24 protein-coding genes and 1 pseudogene are annotated in these 24,846 nt (G+C 71.7%); 13 read left to right on the top strand and 12 right to left on the bottom strand.

What is annotated here, in order from left to right:
- The first annotated feature begins 134 nt into the window (after positions 1 to 134).
- Together PV963_RS11415 and PV963_RS11410 are read left to right on the top strand one after the other, a co-directional pair.
- Complete coding sequence (locus PV963_RS11415; RefSeq protein ID WP_274815528.1) at positions 135 to 1,499, top strand: amidohydrolase; 1,365 nt, start codon at positions 135 to 137, stop codon at positions 1,497 to 1,499.
- Between the two features lie 236 nt (positions 1,500 to 1,735).
- Entirely contained in the window at positions 1,736 to 1,918 is a 183-nt protein-coding gene (locus PV963_RS11410; protein ID WP_037674458.1) for a hypothetical protein, read from the top strand.
- 23 nt (positions 1,919 to 1,941) lie between these two features.
- Here the strand turns inward: PV963_RS11410 and PV963_RS11405 are convergent, their stop codons facing one another.
- The 3 genes from PV963_RS11405 to PV963_RS11395 form a co-directional block, all read right to left on the bottom strand.
- Complete coding sequence (locus tag PV963_RS11405; RefSeq protein ID WP_274815527.1) at positions 1,942 to 3,933, bottom strand: ABC transporter ATP-binding protein; 1,992 nt, start codon at positions 3,931 to 3,933, stop codon at positions 1,942 to 1,944.
- A 348-nt stretch (positions 3,934 to 4,281) separates the two neighbouring features.
- The gene (locus PV963_RS11400; protein WP_274815526.1) at positions 4,282 to 4,716 is read right to left on the bottom strand and encodes a hypothetical protein; all 435 of its coding nucleotides are present in this window, start codon (positions 4,714 to 4,716) and stop codon (positions 4,282 to 4,284) included.
- Positions 4,713 to 5,375, bottom strand: a complete 663-nt coding sequence (locus PV963_RS11395) for an ATP-binding protein (RefSeq protein WP_274815525.1) — start codon at positions 5,373 to 5,375, stop codon at positions 4,713 to 4,715. The genes PV963_RS11400 and PV963_RS11395 overlap by 4 nt, the downstream gene beginning before the upstream one ends.
- A 246-nt stretch (positions 5,376 to 5,621) precedes the next feature.
- On the opposite strand from PV963_RS11395, the gene PV963_RS11390 reads away from it, so the two are divergent.
- From PV963_RS11390 to PV963_RS11380, 3 genes are all read left to right on the top strand, one after another.
- A complete protein-coding gene (locus PV963_RS11390; protein WP_274815524.1) occupies positions 5,622 to 6,482 on the top strand; it encodes a helix-turn-helix domain-containing protein in 861 nt (286 codons plus the stop codon).
- Complete coding sequence (locus tag PV963_RS11385) at positions 6,483 to 6,737, top strand: DUF397 domain-containing protein (RefSeq protein WP_020277664.1); 255 nt, start codon at positions 6,483 to 6,485, stop codon at positions 6,735 to 6,737.
- Between the two features lie 98 nt (positions 6,738 to 6,835).
- The gene (locus PV963_RS11380; protein WP_274815523.1) at positions 6,836 to 7,648 is read left to right on the top strand and encodes an SAM-dependent methyltransferase; all 813 of its coding nucleotides are present in this window, start codon (positions 6,836 to 6,838) and stop codon (positions 7,646 to 7,648) included.
- A 19-nt stretch (positions 7,649 to 7,667) separates the two neighbouring features.
- Here PV963_RS11380 and PV963_RS11375 read toward each other — a convergent pair.
- The 4 genes and pseudogenes from PV963_RS11375 to PV963_RS11360 form a co-directional block, all read right to left on the bottom strand.
- Positions 7,668 to 7,887: pseudogene (locus tag PV963_RS11375) on the bottom strand (PLP-dependent aminotransferase family protein); the annotation flags it as partial.
- A 17-nt stretch (positions 7,888 to 7,904) separates the two neighbouring features.
- Entirely contained in the window at positions 7,905 to 9,395 is a 1,491-nt protein-coding gene (locus PV963_RS11370) for a glutamate synthase subunit beta (RefSeq protein WP_274815522.1), read from the bottom strand.
- Positions 9,396 to 9,514: 119 nt separating this feature from the next.
- Positions 9,515 to 9,994 carry a DUF1772 domain-containing protein gene (locus PV963_RS11365; protein WP_274815521.1) on the bottom strand — a complete coding sequence of 160 codons (480 nt, stop codon included), beginning with the start codon at positions 9,992 to 9,994 and terminating at the stop codon, positions 9,515 to 9,517.
- A gap of 137 nt (positions 9,995 to 10,131) precedes the next feature.
- Entirely contained in the window at positions 10,132 to 10,830 is a 699-nt protein-coding gene (locus tag PV963_RS11360) for a DUF2293 domain-containing protein (RefSeq protein ID WP_274815520.1), read from the bottom strand.
- Between the two features lie 190 nt (positions 10,831 to 11,020).
- Between PV963_RS11360 and PV963_RS11355 the strand changes: the two genes are divergently transcribed.
- Both PV963_RS11355 and PV963_RS11350 read left to right on the top strand, forming a co-directional pair.
- Positions 11,021 to 11,653 (top strand): uridine kinase, encoded by a 633-nt coding sequence (locus PV963_RS11355; protein WP_274821998.1) that lies wholly within the window; start codon positions 11,021 to 11,023, stop codon positions 11,651 to 11,653.
- A gap of 126 nt (positions 11,654 to 11,779) precedes the next feature.
- Positions 11,780 to 12,208, top strand: coding sequence for a CBS domain-containing protein (locus PV963_RS11350; protein ID WP_274815519.1), 429 nt, complete (start codon positions 11,780 to 11,782; stop codon positions 12,206 to 12,208).
- A gap of 42 nt (positions 12,209 to 12,250) precedes the next feature.
- Here PV963_RS11350 and corA read toward each other — a convergent pair whose 3' ends face one another.
- Positions 12,251 to 13,378 (bottom strand): magnesium/cobalt transporter CorA, encoded by a 1,128-nt coding sequence (gene corA, locus PV963_RS11345; RefSeq protein WP_274815518.1) that lies wholly within the window; start codon positions 13,376 to 13,378, stop codon positions 12,251 to 12,253.
- Between the two features lie 308 nt (positions 13,379 to 13,686).
- Between corA and PV963_RS11340 the strand changes: the two genes are divergently transcribed.
- Positions 13,687 to 14,481, top strand: a complete 795-nt coding sequence (locus PV963_RS11340) for a methyltransferase domain-containing protein (protein WP_274815517.1) — start codon at positions 13,687 to 13,689, stop codon at positions 14,479 to 14,481.
- 25 nt (positions 14,482 to 14,506) lie between these two features.
- Here PV963_RS11340 and PV963_RS11335 read toward each other — a convergent pair whose 3' ends face one another.
- Both PV963_RS11335 and PV963_RS11330 read right to left on the bottom strand, forming a co-directional pair.
- Positions 14,507 to 15,397: a carbohydrate kinase family protein gene (locus tag PV963_RS11335; RefSeq protein ID WP_274821997.1), complete on the bottom strand. Its 891-nt coding sequence runs from the start codon at positions 15,395 to 15,397 to the stop codon at positions 14,507 to 14,509.
- A gap of 206 nt (positions 15,398 to 15,603) precedes the next feature.
- A complete protein-coding gene (locus tag PV963_RS11330; protein WP_274815516.1) occupies positions 15,604 to 16,509 on the bottom strand; it encodes a pseudouridine-5'-phosphate glycosidase in 906 nt (301 codons plus the stop codon).
- A 102-nt stretch (positions 16,510 to 16,611) separates the two neighbouring features.
- Here PV963_RS11330 and PV963_RS11325 point away from each other — a divergent pair, with 102 nt between their 5' ends.
- Positions 16,612 to 17,040 (top strand): VOC family protein, encoded by a 429-nt coding sequence (locus PV963_RS11325; RefSeq protein WP_274815515.1) that lies wholly within the window; start codon positions 16,612 to 16,614, stop codon positions 17,038 to 17,040.
- 11 nt (positions 17,041 to 17,051) lie between these two features.
- Here the strand turns inward: PV963_RS11325 and PV963_RS11320 are convergent, their stop codons facing one another.
- Together PV963_RS11320 and PV963_RS11315 are read right to left on the bottom strand one after the other, a co-directional pair.
- Positions 17,052 to 17,606, bottom strand: coding sequence for a methylated-DNA--[protein]-cysteine S-methyltransferase (locus tag PV963_RS11320; protein ID WP_274815514.1), 555 nt, complete (start codon positions 17,604 to 17,606; stop codon positions 17,052 to 17,054).
- Between the two features lie 73 nt (positions 17,607 to 17,679).
- A complete protein-coding gene (locus PV963_RS11315; RefSeq protein WP_274815513.1) occupies positions 17,680 to 18,549 on the bottom strand; it encodes a glycerophosphodiester phosphodiesterase in 870 nt (289 codons plus the stop codon).
- A gap of 287 nt (positions 18,550 to 18,836) precedes the next feature.
- On the opposite strand from PV963_RS11315, the gene PV963_RS11310 reads away from it, so the two are divergent.
- From PV963_RS11310 to PV963_RS11295, 4 genes are all read left to right on the top strand, one after another.
- Positions 18,837 to 19,703 (top strand): MHYT domain-containing protein, encoded by an 867-nt coding sequence (locus tag PV963_RS11310; protein WP_274815512.1) that lies wholly within the window; start codon positions 18,837 to 18,839, stop codon positions 19,701 to 19,703.
- 40 nt (positions 19,704 to 19,743) lie between these two features.
- Positions 19,744 to 21,888 (top strand): excinuclease ABC subunit UvrB, encoded by a 2,145-nt coding sequence (uvrB, locus tag PV963_RS11305; RefSeq protein ID WP_274815511.1) that lies wholly within the window; start codon positions 19,744 to 19,746, stop codon positions 21,886 to 21,888.
- Between the two features lie 138 nt (positions 21,889 to 22,026).
- Positions 22,027 to 22,605 carry a TerD family protein gene (locus PV963_RS11300; protein ID WP_059422155.1) on the top strand — a complete coding sequence of 193 codons (579 nt, stop codon included), beginning with the start codon at positions 22,027 to 22,029 and terminating at the stop codon, positions 22,603 to 22,605.
- A 75-nt stretch (positions 22,606 to 22,680) separates the two neighbouring features.
- On the top strand, positions 22,681 to 24,699 hold the full coding sequence (locus PV963_RS11295; protein ID WP_274815510.1) for a TerD family protein: 2,019 nt from the start codon (positions 22,681 to 22,683) through the stop codon (positions 24,697 to 24,699).
- The last annotated feature ends 147 nt before the right edge of the window (positions 24,700 to 24,846 follow it).

Raw genomic sequence — 24,846 nt, 5'->3', positions numbered from 1 at the left:
GCCGGGCTCCTTTCAGAAGCCGACAGACGGGGTGGTGGGGCCAGGGTGCTCGCCCGGCCCGCCCCGTGACAGAGCCGCGACGGGATGTGCGGTTCGGCTCATGCCTCCTTACGACCTCGTCGTACGTTGGCGCGATGACGCCTTCTGCCGCGGACAGTCCCGTCGACCTCATCATCAGCGCATGTACCGTCCTCGTGCACGACGATCAAGAGCGCATCGGGTTCGAGGAGGACGCCGCGATCGTCGTACGGAACGGCGTGGTCGAGGCGGTGACGACCACCGCCGGAGCTGCGGACCTGACCGCCGCCGAGCGCCTCGACGCCCGGAACCAGGTCGCCCTGCCCGGTCTGATCAACTGTCACACGCACGCGCCGATGGTCACGCTGCGCGGTCTCGCCGAGGACCTGCCCACGCAGGAGTGGTTCAACGACGTCGTCTGGCCCGTGGAGTCCAACCTCACGGAAAGGGACGTCGAGTTGGGGGCGCGGCTCGCCTGTGCCGAGATGATCCGCGCCGGCGTCACCTGCTTCGCCGACCACTACTTCGCCATGGACGCGGTGGCACAAGTGGTCGCGGAATGCGGCATGCGGGCGCTGCTGGGGGAGGCCTACTTCTCCTCGACGGGCCCCGAAGGCCGGGAGAGGTCACTGGAGTTCGCGCTCCGGCACCGCGGATTTGCCGACGGCCGCATCACCACCGCCCTCGCCCCGCACTCCCCTTACACGGTCGACGACACCGACCTCGCCGACACCGCCCGGCTCGCCGGCGAACACGGCCTGCCCGTGCACCTCCACGCCGCGGAGAACCGCGACCAGACCGAGACCAGCCTCGCCCGCCACGGCGTCACCCCGATCGAGGTACTGGAACGCACCGGCATCCTCGACACGGACGTGCTCCTCGCCCACGGCACCGGCATCGTCGACCGCGACCTGCCCGTCCTGGAGCGGGCGGCCGGTCGTACGGCCGTCGCCACCGCGCCCCGCGGCTACCTCAAGTTCGCCTGGCCCGACACCACACCGGTCCGCGCCCTGCGCGACATCGGCGTCGACGTCGGGCTCGCCACCGACGGCGCAGCCTCCAACAACTCCCTCGACGTGTGGGAGTCGATGGCCCTCACCTCCCTGGTCCAGAAGTCCTCCGAGGGCGACCCCCGCTGGCTGACCTCCCGCCAGGCCCTGCACCACGCCACCCTCCAGAGCGCCCGTGCCGTGGGACTGGGGGACGGCGTCGGCAGCATCGCGCCGGGGCGCCGGGCGGACATCGTCCTGGTCGACCTGACCGGACCGCACACCCAGCCCGTCCACGACCTCGCCGCCACCCTCGTGCACAGCGCCCGCTCCGCCGACGTACGCACCACGATCGTCGACGGACGGATCCTGATGCGTGACCGTGTGCTGCTGACGATCGACGTGCCGGCGGTGGTACGGGAACTGGAGGAGCGCCTGCCCGCCCTCGTCGACCGCAGCCACGGCCGGCGCATCCAGGACTACGACACCTGACCGTGTCCCGGGCTCGGCGACCAGCCTGCCGGACCTGCGGGAAGCGACCGCGTCCGCTATCACGACGAGTACGACGACTGATACGGAAAGTGAACAGATAGGCCAAGAGGCTGAGAGGTTCGTCACACTCGGCAGTGAACGAGTGTCAACTACGTCTCAGAACCGTCACTTCGCGAGCCGTTCACCCCATGGTTGGCGTTTAACTCTACGAGTACAGCGCGACATGGAGGTGCAGGGTGAACGGGCGAACGGTGCTCGAGAGCTTTCCCGCCGGTGGGCCGCGTGGCTCCTGGCCGGCGGAGGAGTTCGCGCAGGCGCGGCGTCTGGAGGGCCTGCCTGCCGAGGTCGTCATGGACCTCGCCACGGACATGTTCCTGGTGATCGTGCGCAGCGGGGACGGTGCCGACGCCGCGGCCTGACGCGTGCCCGAGTCCGGCGTGGCTCAGCCCGCCTTAGGCGCCGGCATCTTCGGGGCCGGGGCGACCGGCGGGACCGTGGTGGGATCCGGGGCCGCCGTGGGTGATGGCGCGAACTGCTTCGCCTGGAGCGTGTACAGCTCGGCGTAGAGACCGCCGGTCGCCAGCAGCTCGTCCGGAGTCCCGGACTCCACGAGCCGGCCCTGGTCCAGGACGTGCACCAGATCCGCGTGGCGCACGGACGCCAGCCGGTGCGTGATCAGTACGACCGTCTGGCCGCTGTCGGCCAGGGCGCGGATCCGCTCGAAGACCTCCAGCTCGGCCCGGGCGTCCAGGGCCGCCGTCGGCTCGTCCACGATCAGGATGCGACCCCTGCGGTAGGCCGCCCGGGCGATGCCCAGCCGCTGCCACTGGCCGCCCGACAGTTCGTGCCCGCCGCTGAAGTTGCGGGCGAGCAGCGTGTCCAGCCCGCGCGGCAGGTCCGCGATCACCGTCTCGGCCCCGGCCTCGGCGATCGACGCGGCCAGCCGCTGCTCGCACACCGGCTGCGACGTGCGCCCCAGGGCGACGTTCACCCGGGCCGTGAACGGCCACCGCTTGAAGTCCTGCGCCACCATCGCGATCCGCTCGGCCAGCCGGTGCCGGTCGGCGGTCGCCGCGTCCACGCCGTCCCAGAGGATGCGCCCCTTCTCCGGCGTGTACAGCCCGGCGAGCAGCTTGACCAGGGTCGTCTTGCCGGAGCCGTTCTCGCCGACCAGCGCCACGATCCGGCCCAGCGGGAGGGTGAGCGACACGTCGTCGAGGGCGGGGCGGGCGGAGTCGCCCGGGTAGCGGAACGTGACGTTCTCGAAGCGGATCTCGCGCGGGTTCTCCGGCAGCGGCCGGCCGCCCGCCGGGATCGCCCGCTGTGCCGCCTCGGTGTACAGCCGTTCCAGGTCGCCGACGAAGAGGGCCTCCTCGTGCAGCGCGTTGACCTCCACGACGAGCGTGTCGAGGCTCTGCGAGCCGGTCCGGATCGCGATCACGGCCGTACCCGCCACCGACAGGGCCATCGCCCCGGCCAGCAGCAGCCCGCCGAGCGTCGCGTACGTCGCCACCGTCGCCAGGCCCGTCCAGGCCGCCGCGATCAGGCCGGTACGGGCGGCGAGCCGGGCCAGCCGGGCCTGCTCGGCCTCCGCCGTCTCCGACATCGCGCGGAAGTGCCGCAGCAGGAACGCGCCCACCCCGTGCACCCGGATCTCGGGGGCCGCCTCGGGCTCGATCAGCAGATTGCCGAGCAGCCGGCCCGCACGGGCGTGCTGCACCCAGGCGTGGAAGGACTCGTAGCGCCGCCGGGCCACGGTCAGCGCGCTCCAGGCGCTCGGCAGCGTCATCGTCACCAGCAGCGGCAGGAGCGCCGGGTGCAGCACGGTCAGGACACCGGCCGCCGCGACCAGCGAGATCATCGCGTTGATCACCCGCGTCCCGTACATGATCATCCGGCGGGCGGAGGCGGCCCCGTACTGCGCGGTGTCGAGCAGTTTGTGGAAGGCGTGGTCCTCGATCGCGGCCAGTTCGACGGCCGCGGCCCGCTCCAGGTACTGCTCGGTCGCCACCCGCTCCACCTTGGGCTCCAGCCGTCCGGTGGCGTAGGTGCTCGCGGCCCGCAGCAGCGCCGCGAGCAGCATCACGACGGCCACCGTGACCAGCGCGGGGACGGCGCCGCGCAGCCGGTCCTCGATCGGGCCGCCGCCCATCAGCCGCGCCAGCACGCTGTTGACCGCGAGCAGTGCCACCGCCTGCGCCACGCCCCGGCCCGCCTCGGCGGCCAGCACGACCCGCGCGGCGCCCCGGTCGGCCTGCCGGGCGAGCCGGAGGCTGGACGCGAGCAGGGACGGCAGCCGGGTGATCATGGCGCGGAAGTTCAGCTCCAGGAACGCGTCGGCGTGCTGGTTCCAGCCCATGTCGTAGCGCAGCGGCCCGCCGAAGAGCAGCCGCTCCGACTCGGACACTTCCGGCGCGGTCCGCTTCTTCCCCACCGTCGACCGACCTCCCTTTTCGTGCCCCGCTCGTGGACGAACGGTCACTATTGCGGGGCGGAGCCCGCCGGGGCAGGGCGCAGCCCGGGGCGCCGGAGGCGCGCGGGCGCACGACCCGACCGGGGGAGGCGTGGGACGGCGCGGAGTGACGGGGTGGTGCGCATGTCCTGGCCGAGTCGTGTCTGGCGGGTGGTGCGCATGTCCTGGCCGGGCCGTGTCATGCGGGGTGGTGCGTGTGTCCTGGCCGGGCCGAGTCTGGCGGGTGGTGCGTGTGGCCTGGCCGGGCCGTGTCCGGCGGGGTGGTGCGTATGCCCCGGCCCGAGTCGTGTCCGGCGAGCTCGCCGGACCTTATGCGCTGACCGGCCGCGACCAGGCCGGAGCGGTCCCCGTCACGCGGCACAGGGCCAGATACAGCGGTATCGGCGGGGTGTACGGCAGCTTGCCGTCCGGGCGGTGGATCAGCTCGGGCAGCTCAGGGAGGTCCGGGACGACCGCTCCGGTGGCGTAGTGCGCCGGGGCGGGCCATTCCAGGGCGTGGTCGGAGTCGGACGGCACCAGCCACCACCAGTGCGTCTCGTCGGCGTAGACGCAGCCCACGCGGGGCAGCCGGGGCATGACCAGCCGGCCGAAACGGGCGGGTATCGCGACCGCGTCGCAGCCGAGCGGGGCGGTCATGCCGTCGGGGACGGGCAGCCGCAGAGCCGGGCCCGTCGTCCGCAGCCCGCGCCGGAGCCGGGCCAGGGTGTCCAGGTTCAGGACGCGGCCACCGCGCCCGGGGCTCATGCCGGTCCCCGTTCTCGGCGTCGTTCCTGCGGGGGAACATCCTGAGCGGCCTTCGCATGGCGTGCCCGGTGTGCTTCGTCCCCGTCGCCCGGCTCGTCGGACGGCCCCGGCTTCGGCCGGGCGCCCCAGCCCAGGTCGTTCCGGGGCTGCGCCGGGTGGCGTGCGGTGTCCGCCGTGCGCGGCAGCTCGGCCCAGACCAGCAGCCCGGGGCCGTGTTCATGGGCACCCCAGGCGTCGCAGAGGGCGTCGACGAGAAGCAGTCCCCTCCCGTGCTCCTCCTCGGGCCGGGTGCGGCCGGCCGCGTGGGGCTGGCCCGGGGCGCAGCCCTCGTCACGCACGGCTATCCGCACCTGGTCGTCGCCGTCGTGCAGCTCGCACACTATGTGTGTGCTCGCCGTGTGCACGATGGCGTTGGTGACCAGCTCGGAAACCACCAGGGCCGCGCTGTCGCACGTGTCCTCGCACACCGACCAGCCGGTCAGCCGGGCCCGCGTCAGGCGTCTGGCCTGTGCGGGAGAACCCGGATGTGCGGCCAGCTCGAAACGGAACCGGCGCTCGGCAGCGGCCCCGACGGGGCTTGCTTCCGAGGTGGCACCCAGGCCGAGAGGGCCTGCGGCGGCGGCTGTTCCTAAGGGCGCGGACGGAATCACGCTTGCCACTATCGCCCCGCCGTGAACACTTGGCAAGTGTCACTCTGAAAATTGCAGAGTGCTGTGTGACGGTCTGGAAGGCCGTGGCACACTGCTCGCAACAGCACGTCGCGCGGCGCCAGTTGAGATCGTCGAAGATCTGTTCGGAACGATTGTTCGGATACCCGACTCTTCGAAAAGGTCTTCGAATGGCGCCGCCGGGCTGTCAGCGTTCTCTTGTGGCCGGCTCGTCAGAACTCTTCGTGGAGGTGGAGCGTGAGCGAACCGCGGTCCGCGCCGACGGTGGGCCAGGTCGTCCTCGGCCGGCGCCTGCTGGACCTGCGGGAACGCGCCGGGATGAAGCGCGAGGAGGCCGCCCGCATCCTCCGCGTCGCCCCCGCCACGGTCCGCCGTATGGAGATGGCCGAGGTCGCGCTCAAAATCCCGTATCTGCAACTGCTCCTGAAGGCCTACGGAATCTCCGACGAGGAGGCCGGCGCCTTTGTCCAACTGGCCGAGGAAGCGAACAAACCCGGCTGGTGGCAGCGTTTCCACGACATCCTGCCCGGCTGGTTCTCGATGTACGTGAGCCTGGAGGGCGCGGCCGGGGTCATCCGCAGTTACGAGCCCCATTTCGTCCCCGGGCTGTTGCAGACCGAGGACTACGCGCGCGGAGTGCTCCGGTCGGGCGCCATCGGCCAGACCCGGCCCGACGACATCGAGCGCCATGTCGCCCTGCGGATGCAGCGGCAGGAACTGCTCACCCGTGAGGACGCGCCCCGGCTGTGGGTCGTGATGGACGAGACCGTGCTGCGGCGCCCGGTCGGCGGGCCGGAGGTGATGCGTGCCCAGATCGACAAACTGCTCGAGGCCACGAAGCTGCCCAACGTCACTTTGCAGGTCGCTCCGTTCGCCGGCGGACCGCACCCGGGCACGTACGGGCCGTTCGTGCTGTTCCGATTTGCCATGCCCGAACTGCCGGACATGGTCTACAGCGAGTACCTGACCGGCGCGGTCTACCTCGACGCGCGCGCCGAGGTGGCGACCCACCTCGAGGTCATGGACCGCATGGCGGCGCAGGCCGCTACGGCACATCGCACGAAGGAGATCCTCAGGGATCTCCGCAAGGAGCTGTGAATGGATCGCATCAAGCCGCGCAAACACGTCTACAACGGCATGCCCGCGCGCGACTTGGGCAGCGAAGGCTGGCACAAGCCGTGGAGCGGCGGGAACGGCGGGAACTGCCTGGAGGCGATGAAGCTCGCCGACGGCCGGATCGCCGTGCGGCAGTCCACCGACCCGGACGGTCCGGCGCTGATCTACACCACGGACGAGATGACGGCCTTCATCGAAGGGGCGAAAGCGGGGGAGGCGGATTTCCTGCTGTCCTGATGTGATGGCCCATTCTGTCGTCTTCCGCCGTTATATGTTGCTCAACTTCCTTACGTTGGTGCTGAATTGATCACCCCTTGTGTCTTATGGAGTGCCTCATGACCGGGCAGGACCCCACCTCGGCCGTCGCGGTCGACACGAGCAGACCGCATCCGGCGCGGATGTACGACTGGTACCTCGGCGGCAAGGACAACTACCCGGTCGACGAGGAGATGGGCCGGCAGATGCTCACCCTCGACCCGAGGGTGCCGGTCATGGCGCGCGTCAACCGCGCGTTCATGCACCGGGCCACACGCTGGCTGGCCCGCAACGGCGTACGGCAGTTCCTGGACGTCGGCACCGGCATCCCGACCGAGCCCAACCTCCACCAGGTCGCCCAGGAGATCGCCCCCGACGCCCGGATCGTCTACTGCGACAACGACCCCATCGTGCTGGCCCACGCGGCGGCCCTGCTGCGCGGCACGGACGAGGGGGCGACCGAGTACCTCCAGGCCGACGTGCGCGACCCGGACGCCATCCTGGAGGGCGCGAGGAAGGTCCTGGACTTCACCCGGCCCGTCGCGCTCTCGCTCATCGCGCTGCTGCACTTCGTCTCCGACGAGGACGGCGCACACGATCTGGTCCGCCGGCTGCTCGCCGAACTGCCCTCCGGCAGCTACCTGGTCATCACCCACGCCACGGCCGACTTCACGCCGGAGGAGTCGAAGGCGGCCACCGAGAAGCTCCGCGCCGCCGGTGTCACCCTGGCCCTGCGCTCCCGCGAGGAGTTCATCCGCTTCTTCGACGGCCTCGACCTCGTCGAGCCCGGCGTCGAGGTGCCCCACCGCTGGCACCCCGACCTGGGCGAGCCCGTACCCGGGCAGGACGACGGGGTGATTCCGGGATACGGAGCGGTGGGACGCAAGGCATAGCTTTCCGATCGCCGGAACGCGCCGCGGCCGTCGAGGGCGATGACCAGCCGGTCGGCGCCCTTGACCGTGGACGCCTCGGCGCCGGGCGGCAGCGGCGGCACCGCGTGCAGCCCGGCCGCGGTACTGGTGCCTCGATGTGCGGCGCGTGCTCGGCGAGCGCCGCGACGAGCCGGTCGCGGTCGGCCGCGGTACCGCTGCCGCATACGCCGTACATGCCGGTCGTACGACCCCGACGTGATCCGGGAAGTGGCCACTCCTACACCGCCATGGGCCTGTCGTACGGTCCGATCGGCGACGGGAGCGTCGAACTGCCCGTCAGATGGCGGTCGACCGCCGCCGCCACGGCCCGCCCCTCGGCGATCGCCCAGACGATGAGCGACTGGCCCCGGGCGGCGTCCCCCGCGGCGAACACGCCGGGCACGTTCGTGGCGAAACCGGCGTCACGCGCGATCGTGCCGCGGGGCTCCAGTTCCAGCCCCAGCTGGTCGACGAGCCCGTCCTTCCGGTCGGGCCCGGAGAAGCCGAGGGCGAGCAGCACGAGGTCGGCCGGGAGCGTCCGCCCGCTGCCCTCCACCGGACGGCGCCGCGCGTCCACCTCGACCAGGTGCAGCGACCGCACATGGCCCGCCGCGTCACCGTCGAAGCGCAGCGTGGACGCCGCGAACAGCCGCGCGTCCGCGTCGGCCACCGGGGCCGTCCGCAGGTCACGGGCCTCCTCGTGCGCGGCGGACAACCGGTAGACCCGCACCGGATACGTCGGCCAGGGCTCGGTGTCCTCGTCGCGCTCGGTGTCCGGAAGTGCGTAGATGTCCAGCTGGGTCACGGACGCGGCGCCCTCCCGGACGGCCGTGCCCAGGCAGTCGGCCCCGGTGTCGCCGCCGCCGACGATGACGACGTGCTTCCCGGCGGCCGACAGCGGGGACGCCTCCAGATCGCCCTCGCACACCCGGTTGGCCAGCGGGAGATACTCCATCGCCTGGTGAATGCCCGTCAGGTCCCGCCCCGGCACATCGAGTTCACGCCACGCGGTCGCCCCCGTGGCGAGCACCACGGCGTCGTAGCGAGTCCGCAGCTCATCGGCCCTGATGTCCCGCCCGACCGCCGTCGACGTACGGAACTTGGTCCCCTCGGCCCGCATCTGCTCCAGCCGCCGCTCCAGATGGTGCTTCTCCATCTTGAACGCGGGGATGCCGTACCGCATCAGCCCGCCGAGCCGGTCGTCCCTCTCGTACACGGCGACCGTGTGCCCGGCCCGGGTCAGCTGCTGGGCCGCGGCCAGCCCGGTGGGTCCCGAACCGATCACCGCGACCGTCTTGCCGGACAGCCGCTCCGGCGGCCTCGACGGCGCGAAGCCCTCCTCCCACGCCCGGTCGGCGATCGCGCACTCGACGTTCTTGATGGTGACGGCAGGCTGGTTGATCGCCAGAACGCATCCCGCCTCGCACGGCGCCGGGCACAACCGGCCGGTGAACTCCGGGAAGTTGTTCGTGGCGTGCAGCCGGTCGGCGGCCGCCCGCCAGTCCTCCCTCGACACCAGGTCGTTCCACTCGGGGATCAGGTTGCCCAGCGGGCAGGCCTCGTGGCAGAAGGGGATGCCGCAGTCCATGCAGCGGTCGGCCTGCTTGCTGATGATCGGCAGCAGGGCGCCGGGGACGTAGACCTCGTCCCAGTCCCGGACCCGCTCCTCGACGGGCCTGCGCGGCCAGTCCTGGCGGGGGGTGGTCATGAAACCCTTGGGGTCGGCCATGGCCGTCTTCCTTGCGTGCGCGTGTGACAGGCCGTGCGTCGTCGGGCGGCACTCCTTCCGGCCACGATACGTCCGCGGCGGCGCACTCGCAGGGGGCGGGACAGCACCTGCCGGAGTGCTCAGGTGAGGGCCAGCACGTACGCCACCGCCGCCCCGGCCGAGGCAACCGTGCGGACGTGGTTCCACATGGTCCACTCGCGCACATACGCCGGCCAGTACGCGGCCGCCTGAGAGGTGCCCGGCTCCAGCTTCAGCAGCGCGTCGTTGCGCGGCACGTTCGCGACTATGGTGACCCCGAACGAGCCGAACAGGTACAGCGCGCTGCCCACCAGCAGCTCCACCGTCCCCTCGTCCGGCCACAGTACGAACGTCACCACGGCGATCACCGCGCACAGTACGGCCGACCCGAGGAACACGATCATGAAGGGCGGTGTCACCGCGGCCACGTTGATCGCGTTCATCGCGGCGGCCCCCTGCGCGGGCGGCAGCGTGGCCAGGCCCCGCATGACGAAGGTCGAGAAGCCACAGAACACCCCGGCCACCAGGCCGGTCCCGAGCACACCCAGCACCGTCAGCACGAAGTACGGTCCGTCGATCATGTAAGCCTCTCCCGCCCGTCGAGCCGGCATCCTGCCCCGGCACCCTTCCTCACCACAAGTGAAATCCCGTACGAGCACAGTGACCACGGCCGAACGGCGTACGCCCGACTGGCCGCGCTGTCGTGGCCCCCGACCGGTCACCCGGCGGAACCGAGCCCCGCCTCGGTCCACCCCCTCAGCACCGTCTCCACCGCCGCCGCGATCCGCCGCCGCGCCTCGTGCCGCGGCACCCCGCTCATCAGCAGCCGGTCGTACGGCGTGTCCAGATGCCGTACGGACGCCACGACCGCCGAGGTCACCGCCCCCTCCGTCAGCGCCCGCCCGGCCGCACTGCGGCCCACCCGCCCGCTGCCCCGCTCCGAGGCGTGCGCGGCGATGGCCCGCGCACGGTCGGCCGGACATCCGGGGAACAGCCGCTGTATCTCCGCCGCGAACGCCTGGGCGAACAGGGCGTCCTGAGCCGCCCGGCGCCGCGCGTCCCGCACCCGGCGCCGCCGTCGCGCCTCGGCATCCGCGAGACACCGCTGCTCGGCCCGCGCGAGCGCCGCCTCCTCGACGAGAACGCCCTGCCGCTCGTACCGGCTCTTGCGCCGGTTGAACCGCACCACCACCGCCGACAGCGCGCTCTCCTCCCGCGATCTGCGCGTCAGCGCGGTGTCGCCGCGCGGCAGGAACACCAGGTGCCCGAGGTCGGCACAGTCCAGGCAGCGCGGGGCACCGTCCTCGAGGGCGAGCAGCGGCAGCGGCCCTCGCCGGCACTCGGCGCAGTGCCGGCGCTTGAGGGGCTGGAAGACGAGAAGACCGGTGTGGGGCGGGAGCGTCGCGCGCGGGACCATACGGGGTTCCGGGACCACAGGGGGTTCATGGACCATGGAGGGTTCATTCCCGCTGACGGCGGCGCGCACTGCATCCACCGGAGGCGACCCCGGCGATCGCGGCACCCGTCGTTCTGCCGCCTCCTCCCCGGTGTCTGCGGCGCTCGCGGGCATGACACGTCCTGCCGTGGCCTGGCGCATCATGGGCCGTGTGCGACTGGAAGCGATCACCTGGGACCGGCTCGGCGACCTGCTCGCCGAGCGCCTGCTCGACCTGAAGCCCGCCGACGGCAGTCCCTGGCCGCGCATCGCCTTCGACGGTGCCCCGGCCGCCCGCCCGGGAGACCTCGCCCGGCGTGTCTCCGAGGCACTGCGCATACGCGGCCGCTCCTCGCTCGTCGTGGGCACGGAGGGCTTTCTGCGCCCCGCCTCCGTGCGACTGGAGTACGGCCACCAGGACGTGGAGTCCTATTACAGCGGCTGGTACGACACCAACGCCCTGTGGCGCGAGGTGTTCGGCCCCCTCGAAGCCGGCGGCGACGGCCGCGTCCTGCCGGACCTGTGGGACCCGGCCGCCGACCGGGCCACCCGCAGTCCCTACGTCCAACTCCCGCCCGGTGGCGTGCTGTTGCTGCACGGGTCCTTCCTCCTTCGACACTGGTTCCCCTTCGATCTGAGCGTCCACGTCCTGCTCTCCCCGGGCGCCCTGCGCCGCCGCACGCCCGAGGACGAGCACTGGACCCTGCCGGCCTTCGAGCGCTACGAACAGGAGACCGACCCGGCGGGCACGGCCGACGTCCTGGTACGGGCCGATGATCCGCGCCACCCGGCGTGGGGCGGCTGAGCCTCTCTGGGCCGGCCCGGGGGCCGTTCCGTGTGCGGGCACCGGGTGACGCGGCGAGAATGAAGGGCGCCGGGACTTGCGGTGCCTCCCGCCCCGCGCCGGCCGTCCGGCACCGGGAGGTACTTCATGACCACCGCCGGAGACATCATGCACCGCGGCGTCCAGTGGATCCCCGCCCACGAAACCCTCGACCGCGCGGCCCAGCTCATGCGCGAACTGAACGTCGGTGCCCTGCCCATCAGCGACGAGAACGAGCGGCTCTGCGGCATCCTCACCGACCGCGACATCGTCGTCGGCTGCGTCGCGATGGGTCACAACCCCGCCGAGGTCACCGCGGGCGAGATGGCCAAGGGCACCCCCCGCTGGATCGACGCGGACGCCGATGTCGGCGAGGTGCTCCGCGAGATGCAGGAGCACCAGATCCGCCGACTGCCCGTCATCCGGGACAAGCGCCTGGTCGGCATGATCAGCGAAGCCGACCTGGCCCGGCATCTGGCGGGCGACCAGATCGCCTCCTGGGCCGAGAGCGTCTACGCCAGGACCACCCCGCGCTGACGGCGCATCACCCCGCCATGCCCCCGCGGGTCACGGCCCCCGTCAGAGCCAGCCGCTGCGCCGGAACCCCCGGTACAGCGTCAGGCACGCGACGGATATGACGCCGATGACCATGCCGTAGCCGTATCGCCAGTGCAGCTCCGGCATGTGGTCGAAGTTCATGCCGTACACCCCGCAGACCATCGTCGGCACGGCGATGATCGCGGCCCACGCCGTGATCTTCCGCATGTCCTCGTTCTGCGCGACCGTGACCTGCGCGAGGTGCGCCTGGAGTATGGAGTTGAGCAGTTCGTCGAAGGCGGCGATCTGCTCCTTCCCCCGCAGCAGGTGGTCCGAGACATCGCGGAAGTACGCCTGTATCTCCGGGTCGACCACCCGGATCGGCCGCGTGGCGAGATCCTCCAGCGGCCGGCTGAGCGGCACCACCGCCCGCTTCAGCTCCAGGAGTTCACGCTTGAGCTGGTAGATGCGCCCCGGGTCCACCCGCGCGCCGGTCTCCGCGAACACCTCCGTCTCGACCTGGTCGATGTCCGCCTGCACCGAGTCCGTGACGGTCAGGTAGTCGTCCACCACGTGGTCCGCGATCGCGTGCAGCACCGCGGACGGGCCTTTCGCCAATTGGTGGGGATCGGACTCCAGCTCCTCGCGCAGCGGACCCAGCGAGCCGTGCCGGCCGTGCCGCACCGTGATCACGAAGTCCTTGCCGACGAAGACCATGATCTCGCCGGTGTTCACCACCTCGCTGGTGGCCGTGAGTTCCTCGTGCTCGACGTAGCAGACCGTCTTGAACACCGCGAAGAGCGTCTCGTCGTAGTGCTCCAGCTTGGGGCGCTGGTGGGCTTCGACGGCGTCCTCCACGGCCAGGGGGTGCAGGTCGAAGAGCTCGGCGATGCCCGCGAACTCCCGGTCGGTCGGCTCGTGCAGACCGAGCCAGACGAAACCCTCGCCCTTCTTGCGTACCGACTCCACGGCATCCACCAGATCGCCGCGCGCAGAGGTGCGGACACCGTCCCGGTACGTCACGCAGTTCACCACCGAGGAGCCCAGCGGGGAGCGGGCCGGGTGACTCAGGTCGACGCGCGGGCGCCGCCGGGCCAGCCGAGCCACCTTGCGGAGGCCGCCGACCCCGCCGAGGCTCGTGACCTTCCGCAGATTCCCTGCCATGGACATCTGCATCTCCTTGCGTGGAGCTCCGCGCGCCGTTCCCGCGCCTTGGTTCGTCAGTCTGCCAGGCCGACGTGAGCTGCGAGTAAGCCTGTGGAAACGGCTCGTTCCGCTTTGTTCCCGGCTGTGGACGAAGCCCCCGGGCCGTGACCGAAAGGCTCCCGCAGGGCTCGTCACGCCCCAGACATCGACGCGTGTCGGGGCAGTGCGGTTCTCCGTGCGAGGGCTGTGCGGTTCTCCGTACGGGAGTGTCGACTCTCCGTACCGGAGCGTCGACCGTCACGGACAAGTCGGGCAACTGGGATGATCGCGGCATGACGCGAACCGATGGGTACCTCCTCGACAACCGGCAGACCGAGGCCGCCGAGCACTTCAGCGCCTTCGCCGCTCTCTTCGACCCCACGACGTTCCGGCACCTCGAAGCGCTCGGCATCGGATCCGGCTGGCGGTGCTGGGAGGTCGGAGCCGGCGGTACCTCCGTGGTGTCCTGGCTCGCGAAGAAGGTCGGCCCGACCGGACGCGTCGTCGCGACCGACACCGACACCTCACGGCTCGCCCCCGCTGCCCGGCCGCCCGTCGAGGTGCGCGTGCACGACCTCGGCGCCCAGGAGCCGCCGGGGGAGGGCTTCGACCTGGTGCACGCCCGTCTCGCCCTCGTCCACGTGACCGACCGGGCACGGGCGTTGCGGTCCATGGTCAAGGCACTGCGCCCCGGCGGGCGCATCCTCGTCGAGGACGCCGACCCCGCCCTTCAGCCGCTGCTCTGCCCCGACGAGTACGGCCCCGAGCAGCAGCTCGCGAACCGGCTGCGGCACGGCTTCCGCAGACTGCTCGCCGACCGCGGGACCGACCTCCCCTGCGGCCGCACCCTCCCGCGGCTGCTCCGGGAAGCCGGCCTGACCCGCGTGCACGCCGACGCCTACTTCCCCGTCTGCTCGCCGGCCTGCGCCGCCCTGGAGTCCGTCACGATCCGTCAGATCCGCGACCAGCTGGTCACGGCGGGCCTCGCCACGGACCAGGACATCGACCGGCATCTCGCGAACGTCACGTCCGGCGCCCTCGATCTGACGACGCCTCCGATGATCTCGGCGTGGGGCCGCAAGCAGTAGCCGAGGCCCGTGCGGGAGCCGGGCATCAGCCGGGCAGGGGCGGTCTGCCGCCCACCCGTTCCACCGCCCTCGCACCCGCCCGGCAGCCCTCCGCCGCCGCCTCCTCCGGCCCGGCACCCGCGAGCAGGGCGGCGAGAAACGCGCCGGTGAAGGCGTCACCGGCGCCCGTGGTGTCCCGTGCCGTCACCGGTACGGCGGGGACACGGGCGCACACCTTCCCCGAGCGGGCCACGAGCGCCCCCTCGTGCCCCTGCTTGGCCACCACCAGCGGAACACGCAGGCTCAGCTCGGCCGCCGCGTCGGCCGCGTCGGTCAGCCCCGTCAGCAGACACGCCTCGTCCCGGCTGGGCAACAGCACGTCCACGCTCTCGACGAGCGCGAGGAAGCGCCCGGCGCCCAGCTCCCCGAGGAAACCGGCCGACGCGGGATCCAGGCTCACCGGCACGCCACGCGCGCGTGCGGCCCGCAGAGCCACCGCCACCAGGGCGCGACTCGGTTCGGAGAACAGGAGATAGCCCGACAGGTGCAGCCGGGCCACGCCGTCGAGCAGCGCGTCCGACCAGTCGGCGGGTTCCAGCCGCAACGACGCGCCGCTGTCGGTGAGGAACGTCCGCTCGGCCGAAGCGCCCCCGTCCACCAGGCAGATCACCGTGCCGGTCGGCGCCTGCGGGTCGACGGCGAGCTTGGGACGCACGCCGTGGGCCACCAGCTCACGCCTGTGCCAGGCGGCGGCCTCCGCCCCCACGCGCCCGAGCAGCCGCACCTGCGCCGCGCCCCGGTGTGCGGCCCAGCACGCCACGTTGGCGCCCGCCCCGCCCGGCACCGTCCGGATCGAGGCAGCCGTGTCCGTACCGGCCGCGAGCGGCCCCTCGTGCCGCGCGACGACGTCCGTGATGACGTCCCCGACGACCAGCAGCGCCCCGCCGTCCGCCGAGCGCGCGGCGGGTTCCGATGGGGCGGTTCGACTCTCCGCCGAGCCCGCAGCGACCTCCGCCGAGCCGGTTCCCCTCTCCGCCGGGCGCCTCCCGCTTGCCGCCGGGCCCGCTGCCGGCTCCGATGGGCCGGCTCCGCTCCCCGCCGAGCCGGCTCTGTGCACCGCACCGCGATCGGCCCCGTCCCCGGTCATCCCCGTGCCCAGGCCGCCGCGATCCGCGCCGCCAGGCGTACGTTGCCGCGGACCGCCGCCAGATTGGCGCTCAGGGAGGCGCCGTCGGTGTGCCGTACGAGGTGGTCGAGCAGGAACGGCGTCACCGCCTGGCCGGTGATTCCCTCCTCCTCGCACGCGCGCAGCGCGTCCGCGAGCACGCGCGCGTGCAGCTCCGGATCGAGCTGCTCCTCCTCGGGGATGGGGTTGGCGACGATCAGCGCCGACTCCGGCCCGGCGAGGGCGTCCTGGGCCCGCATGACGCCCGCCACCTGCTCCGGCGTCCGCAGCGTCCAGTCCACCGGATGCCCCGAGTCGGACAGATAGAAGCCGGGGAACCGGTCGGTGTCGTAACCGGCCACCGCGACCCCCAGCGTCTCCAGCCGCTGCAAGGTCGCCGGCACGTCCAGGATCGACTTCACCCCGGCACACACCACGGTGATCCGCGTCCGCGCCAGCAGCCCCAGGTCGGCCGACTCGTCTTGCGTCACCGTCCACTCCCGGTGCACCCCGCCGAGGCCACCCGTCGCGAACACGCGCACGCCCGCCAGCGCCGCCAGCAGTGCCGTCGCCGACACCGTGGTCGCCCCGCTCGCCCCGGAGGCCGTCGCGAGCGGCAGGTCGCGGTGGCCCAGCTTGCGGATGCCGTCCTCGTTCGCGACCCGCTCCAGCTGCTCCTTGTCCAGCCCGACATGGGGCCGCCCGTCCAGCACGGCGATCGTCGCGGGCACCGCGCCCTCCTGCCGCACGGCCGTCTCCAGCTCCAGCGCCACCTGGAGGTTGCGCGGCCGCGGCAGCCCGTGGGCGATGATCGTGGACTCCAGGGCCACCACGGGCCGACGCGCGTCGATCGCCTCCCGCACTTCTTCTGACACCACCAGCACCACGCGCCTGCCTCCTGTCGGTAGGTCCTCCCTCATCCCTGGCGGGCGGCGCACCGGGCCAAACCCTTGCGGGCTGTCGGCGACGTCACGAGCCTGGAATGCATGACGGACAACACACCACGACTCGACCACGTCGTCCTCTGGGTGCGCGACCCGGTCGCCGCCGCCGACTTCTACGAGAAGGCCGTCGGCCTGGAGGCGGTCAGGCTCACCGAGTTCACCGCCGGTGACGTGCCGTTCCCCTCCGTACGCGTCAACGACGAGACCATCCTCGACCTCATGCCGCTGACCTTCGCGGAACGCATGACGATGCTGCCCGGCGCCGCCGACAGCGCGGGGCACCCTGTCAACCACGTCTGCCTGTCCCTGCCCCGGGGCGACTTCGACGCCCTTCTCAGCCGCCTGGAGGAACGCTCCGTACCGGTGTCGGACCTCTCGTACGACTCCTTCGGAGCCCGGGGCAAGGCCACGCGCAGCTTCTACTTCCGCGACCCGGACGGCAACGTCTTCGAGGCGCGGCACTACGACTGACCGGACCCGCCTCAGAACAGCGGCTCGGGCAGCACTCCTTCGAGGGCGAGCAGCTTCCGCTTGGTCTCCAGCCCGCCCCCGAAGCCGCCGATTCCGCCGCCGCTCTCGACGACCCGGTGACAGGGCACCACCACCGGCAGCGGATTTGCGCCCATCGCCGTGCCCACGGCCTGGGCGGCGCCCGGCTGGCCGACCCACCCGGCCAGATCGCCGTACCCGACGACCGTGCCGTACGGCACACCGGATGCCAGCTCGCGCAGGACCTCGCGGTTGAAGCCGGAGATCAGCGACCAGTCCAGCGGCAGGTCGAAATCGCGGCGCTCACCCGCGAAGTACGCCTCGACCTGACGTATCGCCTCGGCCAGCAGCGGGGAGCCGGGCGCCTCGACGGGCTCGGTGCCGAGGCGTGACGCCAGCCGCTCGACCGCTCGGTCCCGCACCGCGTCCGTGGCATGGAACACGACGTTCACCAGGCCCTCGCGGGTCGCCGCCAGCATCAGCGGGCCGATGTCGCTGCCGACGACGCCCCACACGACCCGCTGCTCAACCTGCCCATGGCTGTCCATGCGCCCACCGTACGACCCACCACTGACAACGCCGCCCCGGCCGGACGAACAGCCCACAGGGCGAGGGCCTGCCTCACCCGTCCACGGCCTCTCGGACCACATCCGGCTTGTTCGTGATGATCCCGTCGACCCCGTAACCGGCGACCCGCTGGGCCGTCGCCGCGTCGTCGACCGTCCAGGTGAAGACCTCCAGCGGCCTGCCGTGCGGTCCGGTGAACGCCTGGACGGAGGAGACGTACGCCGTGGAGAGCGAGCCGTACGACGGGTTGATCTGGTCGGCGAAGCCGGCGTAGACCGGCAGGTCCGACGTGGGCGGCGTGCCGAGGAAGCCGGTCTTCACGGCGGGCTTCAGCTCGTGCACCGTCCGGACGCTGTCGGCGCTGAAGCTCTGCACGATCAGCCGGCCCGCCAGATGCGACCGGTCCAGCCAGCCCTCGTTGCTGAGGACCTTGAGCGTCTGCCGCTCGATGCCCGGGTACAGCTCCGGGTTCTTGATCTCCAGGAGAAGCTTCTGGTGATGACGCTCGACGCGGTTCACGAACTGTTCCAGCGTCGGCACGCGCGCGCCCGCGTACGCGGGGCCGAACCAGCTGCCCGCGTCGAGACGGCCGATCTCGGCGGCGGTGAAGTCCTTCACCTTCCAGGGAGCCCGGTCGGGAAAGACCTCCTCGACGTCGGTGGTGCGCCGCAGGTTGTCGTCGTGGAGGACGACGAGCTCACCGTCCCTGGTCCGCTGCACGTCGTTCTCCACCCAGCGGATGCCCAGATCGGCCGCCTTGTCCACGGCGGCCAGCGTGTTCTCGGGCGCGTACGCGGAGGCCCCCCGGTGCGCGATGACCAGCGGCGACCCGTCGTCGGCGGCCCGCGCCGGGGAGACGGGGAACAGGAGGGCGGCGGTCCCCAGGAGCGCGGTGGTCGAGGCGGCAACAGCGCGCGCGTGCATACGTACTCCTCGCGTCGAGCGATCACGGCATCACAGACAGCTCAACTGTGACAGCAGAGGGTCAACGCAAGAGGGGTACAGGATGGCCACAGGTTGAATGGAGATGACCCAACTCCGCTCACCGGTACCGCACAACTGCGGCAAGGCCGTGTTTCTTTGCCGGAAAGTCGTTCGACCATTCCGGTGGGGGTCATACTCTCTGCGTCAACCCTGACCGCTCTGCGGTCCTGGGAGGGGGCGCGCATCGGAAAATTCCGGGACGCAAAGGGCGGGAAGGGCAGCCGCGCATGCAGGGCACGGTCGACGGATTCAGCTACGGGCTGGTCACACCCCTGGTGGCCTACCTCATGGCCTGCCTCGGAGGCGCCCTGGGCCTGCGCTGCACCACCAGATCCATGCTCGTCGCCCAGTCCTGGCGCCCCGGCTGGCTCGCCCTCGGCTCGGCCGCCATCGGCTCCGGCATATGGACCATGCACTTCATCGCGATGATGGGATTCACGGTCCGGGGGACCCCGATCCACTACGACAAGCCGATGACCTTCGCGAGCCTGGCCGTCGCGATCGTGATGGTGGGCATCGGGATCTTCATCGTCGGCTACAAGGGAGCCCGCGGAACGGCCCTGTTCACCGGCGGCACCATCACCGGCCTGGGCATCGCCTCGATGCACTACCTCGGCATGGCCAGCATGAGCCTGGACGGGAAGCTGGAGTACAACACGCTCACCGTCGGCATCTCCGTCGCGATCGCCATGGCCGCCGCCACCGCCGCCCTGTGGGCGGCCGGCCAGGTCCGGGGCTTCCTGTGGAGCGTGGGCGCCAGCCTCGTCATGGGACTCGCGGTCAGCGGTATGCACTACACCGGCATGGCCGCCCTCAGCGTCCACCTGCACGGGACGGCGGAACCCACCACGGGGGAGTCTCCCGCGGCCCTGCTCGCGCCCATGCTGGTCGGCCCGCTCGCCTTCCTCCTCCTCGCGGGCATCGTGGTGATGTTCGACCCACTGATGGTCATGGGGAAGCCCACGGTCGTCCCCGTCGAGCACAGGCCCGGCATCCCCGCCCACACCCACACCACTCACAACCCGCAGCGCCCGCGGCTCCGCCCCCGCCGCACCGTGGACCACCGCGGCTCCCGGGCCCCGCAGAACCGCTGATCGGAGCCCGTTGTCAGTGCGGGGTCGTACGGTGGATCCCATGCGGCCCGTTTCCCAGATCGAACGCACGGTGGCGCCCTTCGAGGTCGTCAGCCCCTACCAGCCGAGCGGCGACCAGCCGACGGCCATCGCCGAGCTCGCCCAGCGCATCCAGGCAGGCGAGAAGGATGTCGTCCTGCTGGGCGCGACCGGCACCGGCAAGTCCGCCACCACCGCGTGGATGATCGAAAAGCTCCAGCGCCCCACACTCGTGATGGCGCCGAACAAGACGCTGGCCGCCCAGCTGGCGAACGAGTTCCGCGAGCTGCTCCCGAACAACGCCGTCGAGTACTTCGTCTCGTACTACGACTACTACCAGCCCGAGGCCTACGTCCCGCAGTCGGACACCTACATCGAGAAGGACTCCTCGATCAACGAGGAGGTCGAGCGCCTGCGCCACTCCGCGACCAACTCGCTGCTCACCCGCCGCGACGTCGTCGTGGTCGCCTCGGTCTCCTGCATCTACGGCCTCGGTACGCCGCAGGAGTACGTCGACCGCATGGTCCCCCTCCGCGTCGGCGAGGAGCACGACCGCGACGAGCTGCTGCGCCGCTTCGTGGACATCCAGTACACGCGCAACGACATGGCCTTCACCCGCGGCACCTTCCGCGTCCGCGGCGACACCATCGAGATCTTCCCGGTCTACGAGGAGCTGGCCGTCCGCATCGAGATGTTCGGCGACGAGATCGAGGCGCTGTCCACGCTGCACCCGGTCACCGGCGAGATCATCAGCGACGACCAGCAGCTGTACGTCTTCCCGGCCTCCCACTACGTCGCAGGGCCCGAGCGTCTGGAGCGGGCCATCAACGACATCGAGAAGGAGCTGGGCGAGCGCCTCGCCGAGCTGGAGAAGCAGGGCAAGCTCCTGGAGGCCCAGCGTCTCAGGATGCGCACGACGTACGACATCGAGATGCTCCGCCAGATCGGCTCCTGCTCCGGCGTGGAGAACTACTCGATGCACTTCGACGGCCGTGTGCCCGGCTCCCCGCCCAACACCCTGCTGGACTACTTCCCGGACGACTTCCTCCTCGTCATCGACGAGTCGCACGTCACGGTCCCGCAGATCGGCGCCATGTACGAGGGCGACGCCTCCCGCAAGCGCACCCTCGTCGACCACGGCTTCCGGCTGCCCTCCGCCCTGGACAACCGCCCCCTGAAGTGGGAGGAGTTCCAGGAGCGCATCGGCCAGGCGGTCTACCTGTCGGCCACCCCGGGCACCTACGAGCTCTCCCGCTCGGACGGAGTCGTCGAGCAGATCATCCGCCCCACCGGCCTCGTCGACCCGGAAGTCGTCGTCAAGCCCACCGAGGGCCAGATCGACGACCTGGTGCACGAGATCCGGCAGCGCACCGACAAGGACGAGCGCGTCCTGGTCACCACGCTCACCAAGAAGATGGCCGAGGACCTCACGGACTACTTCCTGGAGCTGGGCATCCAGGTGCGCTATCTGCACAGCGACGTCGACACCCTGCGCCGCGTCGAACTCCTGCGTGAGCTGCGCGCCGGCGAGTACGACGTGCTGGTCGGCATCAACCTCCTGCGGGAGGGCCTCGACCTGCCCGAGGTGTCCCTGGTGGCGATCCTGGACGCCGACAAGGAGGGCTTCCTGCGCTCCGGCACCTCCCTGATCCAGACCATCGGCCGCGCCGCGCGCAATGTCTCCGGCCAGGTCCACATGTACGCGGACAAGATCACCCCGGCGATGGCGAAGGCCATCGACGAGACCAACCGGCGCCGGGAGAAGCAGATCGCGTACAACAAGGAGCGGGGCATCGACCCCCAGCCGCTCCGCAAGAAGATCAACGACATCGTCGCCCAGATCGCCCGCGAGGACATCGACACCGAGCAGCTGCTCGGCTCGGGCTACCGCAAGGCGAAGAAGGACGGCGGGGGCACCAAGTCGCCCGTGCCCTCCCTGGGCAGGGCCGCCGAGGGCGCCAAGCCGGCCAAGGGCAGGGGCAAGGCCAAGGAGACGGTGCCGACCGACCGCCCCGCGGCCGAACTCAGCGAGCAGATCGAGGAGCTCACCGCACGCATGAGGGCCGCCGCCGCGGACCTCCAGTTCGAGATCGCGGCCCGGTTGCGCGACGAGGTCTCCGAGATGAAGAAGGAGCTGCGCCAGATGAAGGAGGCGGGCCTGGCCTGACAGCGGACCGCGTACGCGCAGTGTTGCAAGACCGACACAAAGTGCGGACCGGGGTACGTCACTGTCAGTGCCCCTGCGTAGTGTTCTGACCAACCGCGACTGCGCGGCAACAGGGGACGTCCGAGAGGGGATCAGCGCGTGACCGTCAACATGACCAAGGGTCAGGCCATCAGTCTGCAGAAGAACGACGGCGGCAGCCTGACCGCGGTGCGCATGGGTCTCGGCTGGCAGGCGGCTCCCCGGCGCGGCCTGTTCGGCTCGCGTACGCGGGAGGTCGACCTCGACGCCTCGGCCGTTCTGTTCGCCGACAAGCAGCCGGTCGACGTCGTCTTCTTCCGCCACCTGGTGAGCGACGACGGCTCGGTGCGCCACACCGGTGACAACCTCGTCGGCGGTGTCGGTCAGGGCGGCGACGACGAGGCGATCCTCGTCGACCTGTCGCGCGTCCCGGTCCACATCGACCAGATCGTCTTCACCGTGAACTCCTTCACGGGCCAGACGTTCCAGGAGGTGCAGAACGCGTTCTGCCGCCTGGTCGACGAGACCAACGGCCAGGAGCTCGCCCGCTACACGCTGGCCGGCGGCGGCCAGTACACGGCCCAGATCATGGCCAAGGTGCACCGCTCGGGCCCGGGCTGGACGCTGACGGCCCTCGGCAACCCGGCCAACGGCCGTACCTTCCAGGACCTGATGCCGGCGATCCTGCCCGTCCTCTGAGGCCCCGGGGCAACCGGCCGGGCCGGGCCGGCGAGCGCCACACGACACCACACAACGACACAGGGGGAGAAGGCGATGACGGCCGAGCTGGTGCGGGGGCAGAACCACCCGCTCTCCCAGGTCCGCCTCGAGATCCGGGTCTCGGCCGGCACGCCGATCGTGGCCGCGGCCGCGCTCAGTGACGAAAGCGGCCGGATCCGCGGCGTGGAGTGGGTCGCCCACCCGGGCGCGCCCACCCAGCCGGGTCTCGAGGTCTCCCGGCAGGCCGCCGCCGACCATCGCCTCGCCGTCGATCTGGACGCCGTGCCGGAGGCCGTCCACCGTGTCGGCGTGCTGCTCGCCCTGCCCGCCGGCGGCGCGGGCCCGGTCCGTTTCGGCGCCGTGGCCGCCCCGTTCGTCGCCATCACCGGCCTCGACGGCGCCGAGATCGCCAGCTACACCATCACCGGCCTGGAGGCCGAGTCGGCGGTCGTCGCCCTGGAGCTCTACCGCCGGCAGGGCGCCTGGAAGGTGCGCGCCGTCGGCCAGGGCTACGCGGGCGGCCTCGCCGAACTCCTCACTGACCAAGGCCTGCCCGAAGCCCACCAGCTCGCCGCCGGCATCGACGACGCCGTGGCCCAGGGACTGGCCCGCTCGGTGCAGGTGCCCCCGCCGCGCACGGCGGACGGCGACCGCTCCCGGCAGGCCACGGCCCCGGCCCTCGGCCCGGACCAGGGCGGCACCGCGCCCCAGCCGGGCCAGGCACCACCGATGTCGCCGTACGGCGGTCAGACGCCCGGCGGGCCGGGGCAGCCCGCGCCGCAGACGCCGTCGTATCCCGGCCTGGCGCTGGACCCCGACGCCGTCACCCAGTCGTCCACGCCCACCGCGGGCGGCCCGATCGACTACAGCCACCCACGCCGCCGGAACGCCGCTCCGCCCCCGCCGCCGCCCACCGCACCCCCCGCCGCACCCGGGCAGCCCGCCCAGCCCGTCGCGGGCGACGCGACCGGCTGGTCCATGGACGAGCGGCTCTACAACCAGGTGTGGGGCATGTTCGAGGACCTGGCCCGCACCGCCGCCGCCTACCGCAGCGCCGTCGACTTCGCCGAGTCCCGCATGGACAAGGAGCTCGAACAGGTCCTGTCCGACCCGCGCAGCCGGATCGGCGGCCAGGGCGACGCCGCCCGCGAGGCGGCCCGCGCCCGGCACGCCCAGCTCGTCGCCCAGGCCGGCGAGGCCCTCGACCGGGACCTGGCCCAGCTCGCGGCCGAGGCCGAGGTCGTCGAACCGGCCCTCCCGCCGGCGTACGCCCGCTGGGACAGCCCCGTCTGGCACGCCTACCGGGTACCGATGGAGATCCCCATGGCCCTGCGCCTGGGCGACCTCCATCTCCCCGAGGCCGACCGGCTCCGCATCCCGATGCTGGTCCGGCTGCCGCTGGAGCGCGGCCTGTGGATCGACAGCGGCCGGACCGGATCGTCCGACGGTTCGTTCGCGGACTCGCACGCCCTGGGGCGTCTCGCCATGGAGACGGCGGTCGCGCACGCGGCGCGGCTGCTCGCCGTCTACCCGGCGGGGGAGTTCACCGTCCACGTCATCGACCCGGCCGGCTCGGGCGCGCAGCCGCTCGCACCCCTCGTGCAGACCGGTGTACTCGCGGCCCCGCCCGCGCTCGGCGCCGCAGGGGTGGCGGACGTGCTGGCCCGGCTCACCCAGCGGGTCGATCTGGTGCAGATGGCGGTGCGCGGAGGGGCCGCCGATTCGCTCCCGCCCGGCTTCGACACCTCACAGCAACTGCTGATCGTCAACGACTTCCCGCACGGCTTCGACGACCGGGCCGTGAACCAGCTGCGCTACCTCGCCGACGAGGGTCCGGCCTTCGGCGTCCATCTGATGATGGTGGCCGACCGTGAGGAGTCCGCCGGGTACGGGCCTTTGCTCGACCCGCTGTGGCGTTCGCTGCTGCGACTGACACCGGTGCCCGACGATCATCTCGCCGACCCGTGGGTCGGTCATGCCTGGACGTACGAGCCCTCGCTCGTGCCGCCGGGCAGCCAGGTCCTCCAGCAGGTGCTCACCCAGGTCGCGGCCGCCCGCACCAAGTACGTGTAAAGCTGTCTGACCTGGGGACTTGGCCTTTCTTTTGCCAAGCGCTTTACCTTTTCTTGGTGATTGCGGTACTGTTATCGGCACGGAGGGGAGTACTCCCTGTCTGCTGCGGCGTACCCGTCAATACGGATCAGGCCAGATCCCGGGGCG

This window comes from Streptomyces coeruleorubidus, from assembly GCF_028885415.1.
GTDB lineage: Bacteria > Actinomycetota > Actinomycetes > Streptomycetales > Streptomycetaceae > Streptomyces > Streptomyces coeruleorubidus_A.
Note: the sequence above shows the minus strand (reverse complement) of the source record. Positions and strands in the feature narration are given on the sequence as shown.

Bases quoted from the DNA above. Each gene is read 5' to 3' on its own strand.
- PV963_RS11365 (WP_274815521.1), bottom strand. From the start codon at position 9,994: ATGATCGACGGACCGTACTTCGTGCTGACGGTGCTGGGTGTGCTCGGG.
- PV963_RS11295 (WP_274815510.1), top strand. From the start codon at position 22,681: ATGACGGCCGAGCTGGTGCGGGGGCAGAACCACCCGCTCTCCCAGGTC.
- PV963_RS11370 (WP_274815522.1), bottom strand. From the start codon at position 9,395: ATGGCCGACCCCAAGGGTTTCATGACCACCCCCCGCCAGGACTGGCCG.
- uvrB (WP_274815511.1), top strand. From the start codon at position 19,744: ATGCGGCCCGTTTCCCAGATCGAACGCACGGTGGCGCCCTTCGAGGTC.
- PV963_RS11360 (WP_274815520.1), bottom strand. From the start codon at position 10,830: ATGGTCCCGCGCGCGACGCTCCCGCCCCACACCGGTCTTCTCGTCTTC.
- corA (WP_274815518.1), bottom strand. From the start codon at position 13,378: ATGTCCATGGCAGGGAATCTGCGGAAGGTCACGAGCCTCGGCGGGGTC.
- PV963_RS11340 (WP_274815517.1), top strand. From the start codon at position 13,687: ATGACGCGAACCGATGGGTACCTCCTCGACAACCGGCAGACCGAGGCC.
- PV963_RS11320 (WP_274815514.1), bottom strand. From the start codon at position 17,606: ATGGACAGCCATGGGCAGGTTGAGCAGCGGGTCGTGTGGGGCGTCGTC.
- PV963_RS11400 (WP_274815526.1), bottom strand. From the start codon at position 4,716: ATGAGCCCCGGGCGCGGTGGCCGCGTCCTGAACCTGGACACCCTGGCC.
- PV963_RS11310 (WP_274815512.1), top strand. From the start codon at position 18,837: ATGCAGGGCACGGTCGACGGATTCAGCTACGGGCTGGTCACACCCCTG.
- PV963_RS11380 (WP_274815523.1), top strand. From the start codon at position 6,836: ATGACCGGGCAGGACCCCACCTCGGCCGTCGCGGTCGACACGAGCAGA.
- PV963_RS11385 (WP_020277664.1), top strand. From the start codon at position 6,483: ATGGATCGCATCAAGCCGCGCAAACACGTCTACAACGGCATGCCCGCG.
- PV963_RS11415 (WP_274815528.1), top strand. From the start codon at position 135: ATGACGCCTTCTGCCGCGGACAGTCCCGTCGACCTCATCATCAGCGCA.
- PV963_RS11325 (WP_274815515.1), top strand. From the start codon at position 16,612: ATGACGGACAACACACCACGACTCGACCACGTCGTCCTCTGGGTGCGC.
- PV963_RS11315 (WP_274815513.1), bottom strand. From the start codon at position 18,549: ATGCACGCGCGCGCTGTTGCCGCCTCGACCACCGCGCTCCTGGGGACC.
- PV963_RS11350 (WP_274815519.1), top strand. From the start codon at position 11,780: ATGACCACCGCCGGAGACATCATGCACCGCGGCGTCCAGTGGATCCCC.